The organism is Cyclobacterium lianum (assembly GCF_900143075.1).
Classification (GTDB): Bacteria; Bacteroidota; Bacteroidia; order Cytophagales; family Cyclobacteriaceae; genus Cyclobacterium; species Cyclobacterium lianum.
Genome location: NZ_FRCY01000003.1, coordinates 487,288 through 499,412, shown reverse-complemented (window position 1 = coordinate 499,412; position 12,125 = coordinate 487,288). Strand labels below are relative to the sequence as shown.

9 protein-coding genes are annotated in these 12,125 nt (G+C 45.1%); 5 read left to right on the top strand and 4 right to left on the bottom strand.

All coding sequences use genetic code 11. The annotated features are described in order from the left end of the window. Positions 1–136: 136 nt before the first annotated feature. Positions 137–835, top strand: coding sequence for a RagB/SusD family nutrient uptake outer membrane protein (locus BUB19_RS06925; RefSeq protein WP_317041579.1), 699 nt, complete (start codon positions 137–139; stop codon positions 833–835). A gap of 82 nt (positions 836–917) precedes the next feature. Beyond that, complete coding sequence (locus tag BUB19_RS06920; protein ID WP_073093780.1) at positions 918–2,282, top strand: Gfo/Idh/MocA family oxidoreductase; 1,365 nt, start codon at positions 918–920, stop codon at positions 2,280–2,282. Positions 2,283–2,546: 264 nt separating this feature from the next. On the opposite strand, the gene BUB19_RS06915 is transcribed toward BUB19_RS06920, so the two are convergent. Together BUB19_RS06915 and BUB19_RS06910 are read right to left on the bottom strand one after the other, a co-directional pair. Further along, positions 2,547–3,386: a CPBP family intramembrane glutamic endopeptidase gene (locus BUB19_RS06915; RefSeq protein WP_073093779.1), complete on the bottom strand. Its 840-nt coding sequence runs from the start codon at positions 3,384–3,386 to the stop codon at positions 2,547–2,549. 155 nt (positions 3,387–3,541) lie between these two features. Beyond that, complete coding sequence (locus BUB19_RS06910) at positions 3,542–4,912, bottom strand: arylsulfatase B (RefSeq protein ID WP_084097055.1); 1,371 nt, start codon at positions 4,910–4,912, stop codon at positions 3,542–3,544. Positions 4,913–5,343: 431 nt separating this feature from the next. Between BUB19_RS06910 and BUB19_RS06905 the strand changes: the two genes are divergently transcribed. Further along, positions 5,344–6,795 carry a sulfatase family protein gene (locus BUB19_RS06905; RefSeq protein ID WP_073093778.1) on the top strand — a complete coding sequence of 484 codons (1,452 nt, stop codon included), beginning with the start codon at positions 5,344–5,346 and terminating at the stop codon, positions 6,793–6,795. A 64-nt stretch (positions 6,796–6,859) separates the two neighbouring features. Continuing rightward, on the top strand, positions 6,860–8,641 hold the full coding sequence (locus BUB19_RS06900; protein WP_073093777.1) for an arylsulfatase: 1,782 nt from the start codon (positions 6,860–6,862) through the stop codon (positions 8,639–8,641). 214 nt (positions 8,642–8,855) lie between these two features. On the opposite strand, the gene tnpA is transcribed toward BUB19_RS06900, so the two are convergent. After that, positions 8,856–9,305 carry an IS200/IS605 family transposase gene (gene tnpA / locus BUB19_RS06890; protein ID WP_073093775.1) on the bottom strand — a complete coding sequence of 150 codons (450 nt, stop codon included), beginning with the start codon at positions 9,303–9,305 and terminating at the stop codon, positions 8,856–8,858. Between the two features lie 54 nt (positions 9,306–9,359). On the opposite strand from tnpA, the gene BUB19_RS24120 reads away from it, so the two are divergent. After that, positions 9,360–9,500 (top strand): hypothetical protein, encoded by a 141-nt coding sequence (locus tag BUB19_RS24120; RefSeq protein WP_178371448.1) that lies wholly within the window; start codon positions 9,360–9,362, stop codon positions 9,498–9,500. Positions 9,501–10,517: 1,017 nt separating this feature from the next. Here the strand turns inward: BUB19_RS24120 and BUB19_RS06885 are convergent. Then, positions 10,518–11,645, bottom strand: coding sequence for a DUF4221 family protein (locus tag BUB19_RS06885; RefSeq protein WP_073093774.1), 1,128 nt, complete (start codon positions 11,643–11,645; stop codon positions 10,518–10,520). Positions 11,646–12,125: the final 480 nt, after the last annotated feature.

Genomic DNA, 12,125 nt, shown 5'->3' with positions numbered 1-12,125 from the left:
ACAACATAATTTACCTAAAGTAGGCCGGTTTTCATAAGGAAAATCGGCTTATTTTGTCTCAAGAGGCCATTTTTTTCTTAACTTAATAGCATTGCTTCACGATGAGACCAATGATAATTTATTAGAGCACATATTCATGTTACAATACAACATTATTGTTGCTGGCAATCCCATGAATAATATGTTTCCAAATTTTAAGCCGGTTACGTTTCAGGGTCCATCCGGGACCGGAAGTACGGTACCGACTAATGAGTTTTATAACTCCTATGAGGAGGGAGATTTAAGAGCTGTCAATCAGGAAGGTTTTTTCTATACCAGCTATTATACAAATGGAAGTGGAGAGCCCTTTGATTTGGGAGCGCCGTATATCTTCAAACATTTCAATCAGCGAGCGCTGGGATCAGAAGGGAATCCCGGAAACCGTGCAAATAATTTAAATGTACCACTGATCAGGTTTGCGGAGGTGTTGTTGATATATGCAGAAGCCCAGAACGAAGCCGGAGGTCCGAATGCCCTGGCATACGAAGGCTTGAAAAGGATCAGGGATCGTGCGCAACTCGAAACGCCACCACTGGCAGAATTCACAACCGAAAGCTTTCGGGAAGCTGTTTGGAGAGAACGGTGGCATGAACTCGCTTACGAGCAGATCACTTGGTTTGACATGTTGCGGCTTCGCAAGGTTTACAACGAGATTACCAATGGCTTTGATAAGTTCGTTGGTCACGAAAACTTGAGTTCTAATCAAACCTTGCAGGAAAGACATTACCTGATGCCATTCCCTTTACCGGAAACACAGAATAACCCCAACCTCACCCCTAACAATCCGGGATATTGAGTTTACATTGAAAAGAAACAGAGAATAGCTTTTCCCATGAAAAGTTATTCTCTATTTTAAGGTTCCCCAAAATAATTCGAAAATGAAGAAAGAAAATTCTGTTTCCAGGCGTAAGTTTTTAGTTACCACTGCAACCGCGGCCTTGGCACAGCCCTTTTTACTAAGTCCTCCTGTCATGGGACAAACCAAAAGAAATCCACTCAGACATGCCTGCGTAGGCGTTGGTGGTATGGGTTGGCATGATTTAAACCGTTTTAAAGCACATCCTGAGGTCGAAATCGTAGCTATTTGTGACGTGGATGAAAACCATTTGAATCGCGCTGCAGAAGCCCTTCCAAATGCTAAGAAATATACGGATTGGCGAGAATTGCTGGAAAACGAAGCAGGCAATTTCGATGCGATCAATGTGAGTGTACCCGATCACAACCATTTTCCAATAGCTATCCAATCCATCAAACAGGGCAAACATGTATACTGCCAGAAGCCCATGTGCCATGATGTGGCAGAAATCAGAAAGCTAACCGAAGCTGCCGGAAATGCAGGGATTGTAAGCCAGCTTGGGACTCAGCACGCCTCAGGCAAAGGGGATCGTACAGCCGTTCAGTGGATCAAGGAGGGACACATAGGTAAAATCAAGGAGGTTTACCTCTGTTCCAACAGGCCGGGTGCAACAGAAGCTTATCGTTTTGAAGGCCCGAGGCCGGAAGGCGGTGAAAACCCACCACTGCACCTGCATTGGGATTTGTTTATCGGAACCGCCCCCATGAGGCCCTATGCCCCTGCCATTTACCACCCGGCAAAATGGAGAGCGTGGCAGGATTTCGGCACAGGCTGGTCCGGAGATATAGGTTGTCATATACTGGATGCGGTTTGGAAAGGTTTGGAATTGACAGCGCCAAAATCTGTGGTCGCCAAAGTGCAGGAATCCTGGGAGCAATCTCCTGAAAGGCGAGCCGATAGCTGGCCCCAAAGCAATCATATCACCTGGATTTTTCCCGGTAACAAGCATACCGCGGCTGATGAACTTAAGGTGGAGTGGTTTGATGGGGAATTTTATCCTCCGGAGGATATCAGGTCTTTGTACTCACTTGAAGATTACCCTGCAGAATCGGCCATGCTTGTAGGCACAGAAGGAGCCTTACTGATTCCCCATACCAAAATGCCGGTACTGCTGCCGGCCGAAAAGTTCCGGCAGGTTTCTGCGCCGGTCCTGGAGGAAAGGGACCACTACCACCATTTTGTAGATGCCTGCCTGGGAAAAGTCAAAACAGAAAGCCACTTCGGCATGTCGGGACCCATGTCAGAAACGGTAATTTTGGGAACCGTCGCCATCCGCCAACCCAACCAGGTGCTGGAATGGGATGCCGGAAGCATGAAGATTCTCAACAGCGACGCCGCCAATCAATATTTGTCCAGGGAATACAGGAAAGGATGGGAGATCGTTTAGTTTTGCCGGAAATCAAAGGGTAGTGCCGCATTTTATCAGGAGGGAATGTCTGTCCAGATCTCGGATCTGAGAGGATCCGCTGACTGGTACCTGGATAAAATAAGGAGGTTTGCTAACGGATCAAGAGAAAAAGCCCAATGAGGCCGTTCATCTGGCTGGGCATCAGGGCTGCCTGGAAATTCAGAATAGCCCCAATGGCTGGCACAAAGCCAAAATTGGGAAATTTCCGTCAGAACTTAATTACCTTGGTTTCAGGTGCCTGTTTCAAAGCTGACTGGTAGTTTGTTTCATTCTTTGTTGCCGGAGCCATATACCGATTAATAAATAAAGTGCGGTGGGAATTATCCCACAGATGGGAGAAATCCAGATGGCTTTATTTAAATCGGTCTGAATATGCCCGTCAATAACCAGATGGTTGATCAACGCATCTTCCATGGCATGCAGCAAAATAACCGGCCAAATGGATTGGGTTAATCTGAAAACTTCAGTAAACATTACTGTCCAAACCAACATGCTCAAGATGGCCGCAACGGTAAATATATAACGGTCTACGGGCAACACAGCTCTGATGGTTTCCTCATCCAGAAAATAAAGGTAATAGGGTACATGCCATAATCCCCAAATCAAACCGGCAACCAGATATATGGTCAAGTCACCGATCCTGAGATGGATAAGTTTGACGGTAAGATAGCCTCTCCATACAGATTCTTCGAAAATATTCTTGATAATATTGACCAAAAAAAGTCCAAATAGGACCGTAAAGTATTCTTTCGGCTCAAACCCCGAAAAATCGGTCCATCCTGTGAGCTTTCCTACTATCAATGCAATGCTCGTTACAAGAGGGAAGATGAGCAAGGCGACGGCATACCATTTAAAGTTATTTTTAATATTGGGTTTCAGTCCTGCGTCTTTCCAGCTATCCCCACCGAAACTTCTCAGAATGGCGACCACAAGTAATGGGGTAACCAGCCATATGGCCATTCCGAGGCTTTCTTCTCCTTCCTGATCGGGAAGATTACGGTCTACGGCGACCCCTATCCATCCAATGCTGAGGGCTATCAGGCCGAAAATAATTAAATTGCGAAGGGTTTTGGCGCGGTTCATTGGTTACAATTCGTGATGAATAGTTTAAATCTCCCTCTCCGTTGAAGCTTAAAAGAAAAGGTTGACATAATGTTAAGGCAATACAGTATATAACTTTCTCAGCATTCAGGCTCGACTCGAATGATTTAATTAAATGGAGAAAAACTTGATTCAAGTTACCGTTCAGCAAGCCTGTCACCAGCCTGGAATTGTTCAATCAGGGCTACCAGTTCCTCCACTTTTTCGGGATGCCTTTCTTTGAGGTTGCGCGTTTCCCTGAAGTCTGGCTTCAGATGATAAAGTTCTGCATCTCCATTACTGTGCAAAAGGAGTTTCCAGTCTCCCTTTCTTACAGCCTGGGTATTTCTGATTTTCCAGTACATGGCTTTAGGCTTTTCAGGCGTCTGGTTTGCACTGATTTGTGGCCATACATCCACTCCGTCCAATTTTGTTCCCGGCTTATTTCCATTTCCGGTAAATCTATACAAAGTAGGCAGCCAATCGGATATGTGGATGGGATGATCGACGATACCGGGCTCCAGATGCCCCGGCCAATTGACAAAACCTGGTACCCTTATGCCTCCCTCATGTAAACTGCCTTTCCAACCCCGCAATGGATAATTGTTACCCAGGACAACATGGGGTTTATCTGCGTATCTGCCTTCATATTCTGTCTCACTCTGCCAACTCTGCTGACCACCGTTATCGCTAACGAATACAATCAGGGTGTTTTTTCTCTTTCCGGTACGCTCCAGAGCAGCGATGATTTGGCCTATGCTCTCGTCCAGATGACTTACGGAGGCAGCAAACAGGCGCCTGGAGTGATGCATCATCAGCTCGTCTTTGTAAATCGAATGGTATTTTTCTGGTTCGGAAAGCGGGTAATGAGGCACATGATGGGCCACATACAGGAAAAATGGCTGATCGCGCTCTTCTTCTATGATGCGAATGGCCTCGGCGGTAATCAGGTCGGTCACATGGCTGCCACCTTCTTCCAGATATTCATCGTTGCGGTGCCAGGACCTGCGCTCAGTTTGTTCCGTTTCGGTTTTGTATTCATGGGTGTAGGGGTCAATTTGCCCGTCGAAGTATCCATAGGAAGATTGGAACCCATATTTTAGAGGAGTGTAAGGCGGAGAGCCCATGTGCCATTTTCCGGCTATAGCCGTGTAATAGCCATTTTCTGCCAGTAAGGAGGCGATCGTCGGATCGCCCAGATCAATGACCTCTCCATAAGCCGGCGCCAGAACGCCATACCGGCTGGGATACTTTCCTGTCATCAGGCTGACACGGGTAGGCGTACAGGTAGGCATCACGTAGTGCTGGCTCAAAATCTTCCCGGATCTGGCCAGCCGATCGATATTCGGGGTTTTTATTTCCGAACCATGGTATCCCACATCGGCCCAGCCAAGGTCATCGGGTAAGATGAACAGGATATTGGGTTTGACAGGGAGGTTTGGCTTCTTGTCAAAGCCTCGTTCAGACGCAAACAAAGAAGCTACCAGCATGGGAAAAATGTGGAAAAAAAGAAATTTAAGGAAAATCATCTTGGGTTTATGGGTTAATGAACCTTCAAATTACACAAGAATTGGAAAGCTGGCAATGGTTTTTCACCGAAGGAAACAGATTTTCAGGGATTTTTTTATGAAACTGACCTAAACCCTAGTATCCCTTATATGCCTTTAAAAAAAAGGGAAAGCTATAAGGAATAGAAGGACATGGAAGAGGGTGACAAGGAGTCTTTTTGAAGACAGAAGTAAATCTGTGGAGCTTTTCTCTGAATAAAACATAAAAACAAACCCCATAAGCCATCAATCTTTAGCAAAAATGATTTCTTTTTAAACTGGTTTTTTGCCAATTTACAAAATGTAATTCATCCGGTTTTCCTGGAAATAGGTACATTTCCCAAACCGATGGGTGCATCCGCCAGGTTTTAATCCAAAATAAACAGTAAATTGTTGTTTAATCTAAAATATCCATGAGTAAAAATAACCCAAAATTAATCGTCTTAATTTGTTTGTTTCTAAGCGGCATGCTCCTAAGCTCGGGTCATGTCCATGCCGGAGAGGGCAAAACCAGCGCCGATCCGCCCAATATCATCGTTATTTTTGCGGACGACCTTGGGTATGGGGACCTGGGAGTTTTTGGGCATCCCACTATTAAAACCCCCAATCTGGACAGAATGGCCTTTGAAGGGCAGAAATGGACCAACTTTTATGTGGCGGCGCCGGTATGTACGCCGAGTAGGGCAGGCCTGCTTACCGGCAGACTTCCAATCAGGTCCGGAATGTGCAGTGACAGGAGACGGGTTTTGTTTCCGGACTCCAAAGGCGGCCTACCCCAGTCAGAAATTACCATTGCCAGAGCATTGAAGGGGAACGGTTACCGAACTGCAGCGATTGGGAAATGGCACCTGGGTCACCTCTCTCCACATTTGCCTACGGATCATGGATTCGACAGTTATTTTGGGATTCCCTATTCCAACGATATGGACAAGGTGGAAAAAACAGATCACTTTACCCTCGCCGATCAGGAAAGGTATCAGGCATACAATGTTCCGCTAATGAGAGACAAGGAAATTGTTGAACGACCTGCGGACCAACGTACCATTACCCGCCGGTACACCGAGGAGGCCGTAGGAAAAATAAAGGAATTCGGAAAGGATCCGTTTTTTATTTACCTGGCTCATAACCTGCCTCACATTCCTTTGTTTCGGTCGGCGGAATTTAGAGACCAATCGCTGGCGGGCATCTATGGAGATGTCATTGAGGAGATAGACTGGTCGGTAGGGCAAATAGTGGAAGCATTGAAAGCGGAAGGTGTTGCTGAAAACACATTGGTGGTTTTTACTTCCGATAACGGACCCTGGCACACTTTCAGGACCCATGGAGGTTCGGCAGGATTGCTGAGGGGAGCCAAAGGCGGCACTTTTGAAGGAGGCATGCGTGAACCGACCGTTTTCTGGTGGCCAGAAGGAATACAACCCGGTGTGGTTAGAGACATGGCAACAACCATGGATTTGTTACCAACCTTTTGTGCCATTACCGGTACCGATCTTCCGGACGATAGGGTTTATGATGGGTTCGATATCAGTCCGCTGCTGCGCGGAACGGGTAAGAGTGAACGGGAGACGGTTTTTTACTACCGCGGCCAGCAGGTATATGCCGTTCGAAAAGGAGACTACAAAGCCCATTTTATCACTCAGCTGGAATACGGCAATCCTACCGCCCACCCGGTGACCCAACCTCCGGTGCCTCTGGAAAACACCGCAACGGTACTTGAAACGCCGCTTTTATACAACGTCAATGTCGATCCGGGCGAGCGATTTGATATCGCAGCGGACCATCCTGAAATCATCGCGGAAATCAGGAAAGTGATGGAGGCCCACAAGGCAGGGATAGAACCGGTGGAAAACCAATTGGAAAAATAAGTTATTGAGGGTCATATTGATTTTCAAACAGACATTTTTGCTTACATAGAAAACTCATACAAAAATGAAATCACCTTTTATTGGTAGTCGAATGCTGCTTTTCATCATGCTTCTAATGGGGTGTATCGTGAATTTGCATGCCTATCAGCAAACTGATCGCCCCAATGTGGTATTAATCATTACGGACGATCAGGGCTATGGAGATCTGGGCATTACCGGTAACCCCCATGTACAGACTCCGGTACTGGATCAGTTGGGTAAGGAAAGCATTCGATTGAATCAATTTTACGTATCACCCGTCTGTGCCCCAACCCGGTCCAGTCTGATGACAGGACGGTATTCCCTGCGTACAGGTATCAGGGATACCTACAATGGTGGTGCGATTATGGCGACAGAAGAAGTGACCATTGCTGAAATGTTAAAGGAAGTGGGGTATAATACGGGTATTTTTGGAAAGTGGCACCTGGGAGACAATTATCCTTTCAGGCCGGTAGACCAGGGTTTTGATGAATCCCTGATCCACCTCGCAGGAGGCATGGGACAGCCGGGCGATTTCACTACCTACTTTAAAGGAGATAGCAGTTATTTCGATCCCGTTCTTTGGTACAATGGGAAGCAGAAATCCTATCAGGGCTACTGTTCCGATATTTTCACGGACGAGGCATTGGCTTTTGTGGAAAGGAGTCAAAATGATCCTTTTTTCCTTTATCTCTCCTTTAACGCACCACATACCCCGCTTCAGGTCCCGGAGGAATATTATGACATGTATAGGGATATCGATCCTGCATCCGGGTTTGAAGCAGATGGGCGGCCATTTCCTGAAATGAGCGAAAGGAACAAGGAAGATGCCCGGAAAGTGTATGCCATGGTTTCCAATATTGATGACAATGTGGGGAGATTGTTAAAGAAGCTGGATGAACTGGAAATCGCCGATAATACCCTGCTGATTTTCATGACTGATAATGGCCCCCAGCAACCCAGGTATGTGGCGGGGATGCGGGGAAGAAAAGGCAATGTGTTCCGGGGAGGGGTCAGGGTGCCCTTTTTTCTCAGGTTACCTGATCGCCTGAATGGAAATAGGGATATAGAAGCTAGCCTTGCTCATATTGATGTGTTGCCCACCTTGGCGGAGATCTGTGATGCCCCACTTCCCGAAAACAGAAAAATCGATGGGCAGAGCTTTCATTCCTTGCTTAGGGGAGAAAAAGCGGATGAATTTGATGACAGACCTCTGTTTTTTTACTGGACCAGACGGTATCCTGAATTGTACAATAACATAGCGCTGCATAAGGGGGATTTTAAATTGGTAGGAAATACAGACCATGATGCGTCCCTGGAGGCCTTTGGTCTTTTTAATGTGAAAGAAGATCCTTACGAACAAGAAAACATAGTACGTTCAAATAAGGCTTTAGCGGAAGAACTTAAATCCGAAATGGACGAAGTAATTGCGGATTTGACACAATCCCCCCAACTCAACCAGGCGCAGCGCATGATTATCGGCAGCGAACATGAAAACCCCGTTTACCTCAACCGAAACGATGCAGACGGAGAGCGGGGGATCTGGACCCAGGAGGAAGTTTTTGGGATGTGGAAGGTAAAAACCCTGGACGGCAGGTACAATATTCGTTTCAAATTTATCAAGCCTTTGGAAACGAGTGGTAAAATGGTCCTTGAAACCAACTCGGTCATCGTGCAGGAACAGTATGAGGAGGTTCCGACAGATGAAATCACCCTGTCGAACGTGTACCTGCCGGAAATGGAAGTGGACCTGATTCCCCACTATGTGACGGAAGGCAGGAGTATATTTCCGCTATGGGTGGAGCTGGAAAAGATTAGTGATCGATGAAATTTGGATGTTCGGATACGGTGTTTTCTTCCGGGTGGGGTATCGGCTACACCGTCGAATCTGGAAGAATAAACCGCTATTTTTCGTTTTACTTTCCGTATAGCGAGAATCCAGCCCTGAAGGGCCTGAACAACAATAACCGTGGGTGCAGCCCACGGAGGTTAGAAACCGATAAACCCACAACCCCGGAAGGGGTTGAACATTTTTTATAAAATTATAAGAAAAAATAACGTTCATCGAATTCAATACCATTTTCTACCAACAATCGCTTGTACTCCTCCAAAAAAGGTTCCTTTTTGTGATGTTCTTTCTGCCTTTTGATATAAGAAATAATACGGTCTTTTTCTCCGTAAGAACAAGTAAATGCACCGTACCCCTTTCCCCACGAGTTCCATTGGTGAAAACTCTTGTGTTCCTTCATCCATAAGCTGCTTGCTACTTTTATGTCTTTAATAAAATCGGATAAAGACAGGGTGGGGTGTAAATCAGTTAGAAGATGAATATGATCTTCGATCCCATTAATCTGGTAAAGCGTACAGCCTTTATTTTTAACTATACCGCCAATGTAGCGGTATAGTTCTTGGCAATTAGTATTGGAAATTGTTGCTTTTCTGTTTTTAGTTCCTAAAACTGAATGGTAGAGTATTTGTTTGTAACTGCTCATCAAGTCAGGGAGTTAGTATTTAGAGGAAGTTACAAAATATAATTCTTATTCGAAATGTTCAACCCCCTCCGGGGTTGTGGGCAGGATAGAATGGCTCTTGATCCCCGGGTTTCGCCCGGGGTTATTGTTGTTGAAGCCCTTCAGGCTTCGGGTACGGATAGAAGCCTGTTTCTGGGGAAGTGGGACGTCTTTTAAGTGATTGGATTAAGGGAAAATTTATTTATTAATACCCTTTTAGTTTGTTGATGGTTCCTGCTGTAAAGGCAGGCCTGAAGGGCCTGAACAACAATAACCGTGGGTGCAGCCCACGGAGGTTAGAAACCGATAAACCCACAACCCCGGAAGGGGTTGAATATGACCTGAATGAGATTCAATAAGGATTTCTTATATCGTTTCATGGTCAGCATTTGAAGTGGTATAGATGGCGGGCGTACAGTATTCGCCCGCCGGGGTTCAACCCCCTCCGGGGTTGTGTTCAGGATAGAATGGTTCTTGATCCCCGGGTTTCGCCCGGGGTTATTGTTGTTGAAGCCCTTCAGGCTTCGGCATTGGATAGCCGCTTGCTAATGGGGTATCGATATGTGATCTTTTTTCAGTTGAATGGTTTCTATTGGAATTAATTTTTTTCTATATGTCATCCATTGTCATTGTTCATTCTCAAATGTAACCCAGGCCTGAAGGGCCTGAATAACAATAACCGTGGGTGCAGCCCACGGATGTTAGAAAACGATAAACCCGCAACTCCGGAAGGGGTTGAATATGACCTGAATGAGATTCAATAGGGATTCCCTATATCCGTTCATGATCAGCTTTTGAAGTGGTATAGATGGAGGGCGTACAGGATTCGCCAGCCGGGGTTCAACCCCCTCCGGGGTTGCGGGCAGGATAGACTGGCTCTTGATCCCCGGGTTTCGCCCGGGGTTATTGTTGTTGAAGCCCTTCAGGCTTCGGATACGAATAGAAGCCTGTTTCTGGGGAAGCGATTCGGAACGTCTTTTAAGTGATCGGATTAAGGGAAAATTTATTTATTAATACCCTTTTAGTTTGTTGATGCTTCTTGCTGTAAAGGCAGGCCTGAAGGGCCTGAACAACAATAACCGTGGGTGCAGCCCACGGAATGCTAACAAAGAAGTATCCCCAACCCCGGACGGGGTTGAACAGTGCTTCGAGAAGCATTGCCTCCCGCGACTCACTTTTATTTGATAATCGGAATCAATCCACAGTTATCCTCACAAAGCCCAATTCATCATTTACATTCTCATACAACCAGATTTTGTTATCGATAAAAAAGTGGGGGGAAGGTCTTTTTTCATAGCGTTCGAGGTAGGTTTCTTTGATGATGTTCAGATCCTTGTCCAAAACAGTCAGGAAAACCTCCGCTCCGGTTTCTTCAGCTTCCCCGAATTCATTCAGCTCTTTCCCAAACTTAGTCTTGTAAGAAAGGCGAATAAACCGCTGGGAAACCGGATCCCATTTTGGATCCATAAAATTGATGGACTCCATGTATTTTCTACTGTGCTCACCTGCCTGATCTAGCTCTATAGCCTTTGGTAGTTTGTATTCATTTTGGTTAGCTGTAAGCTCACTGACCCAGGTAATCAGGTATAAGGAATCCAAACGGATGTCATAAACATACGCTTCATTATAAGCGCTGTTGGTCAAAACTATTTTATCTTGAAAATTAGTTAGCCTGGGTTTAGGTCCAAATCCACCTGCCGGTCTTCCATTATTTTGAATAGCCATCCGGAATTCATCGAGTTTCTGTGTTTCCGGCAAGGGCACTTTTTCGTACGATTCATTTTCCAGATCAAATTTCATTATAAAATATTGGTAATCCTGCCACTTAACATACAGGCCAAAAATTCTGTTCAGGTCACTGGAATGTTCCATCAGTCGAAGGGGAAATATTTCGGAACCCTGGAGTTCCCGGGCGATTTTGCTCAACTTTAAGTCCCTGATTTTCTGCCCTCCCTGGTCAAAAAGAGCATTGAGCCCATACGACCAAATCATTAATTGGTCTCCTGCGGTCAGCGCATAGCCTCCAATGTAAGAACCCATTCCATTCGGGCCTTCTTTATCAAACTGCAGCGTCCCTTCCAATTCCAAATTATTTAGATTGATTTTATCAAACTTAGCTTCTCCATCAGTATAGTGATAAAGGTATTTGCCATCTTTGGAAAGTTCAGGACTGTTTAGCCCATCTTTTAAGTTAATGATGCTACCTTTTGGATCTATTACTACCGTGTCCTGGGTCAATTTAAAGTTCGATTCGACTTCGGATTTATTTTCCGAGCAGCCAAAAATGCCAAGCAAGCTTATTACTATCGTATATTTTTTCATTTTATCGATTTGGTATTGTTTCTACCGCTGGTTCTCCGACAACAGGAATACCATAATATACCTTTTGCGATCATTTAATATTTTGAAAATACTAAGAATAAGTTTAAAATAGGTTATCGATTGGCCATTATAATCTTTTTTTAATATATATATATATTGTGAAAAAGTATAATTTCGACTTTTTCATTTAATGTTGAGATAATTATAAATAATAAATCACTTCTGTTTCTGAGCGGTATACTCTTTTCCTTTGGGAAAAAGCACAGTACCAAGACTACAAATATGATGAGAATTGAATAGATGCTGGTGGATTATCAAAGGGTGCTGGGCGATGTCAATTTTTTCCGCCGGTTTGGTACAAAGAAATTTAGATGTATTACCGCTTTTCTTATACAATCGGTTTTGAGGAAGAAAAAAAATGGATGAGCTGCTTCATTAACGTAAACACAGGGCCATTTACCTTTCTCTCTACCACAAGGA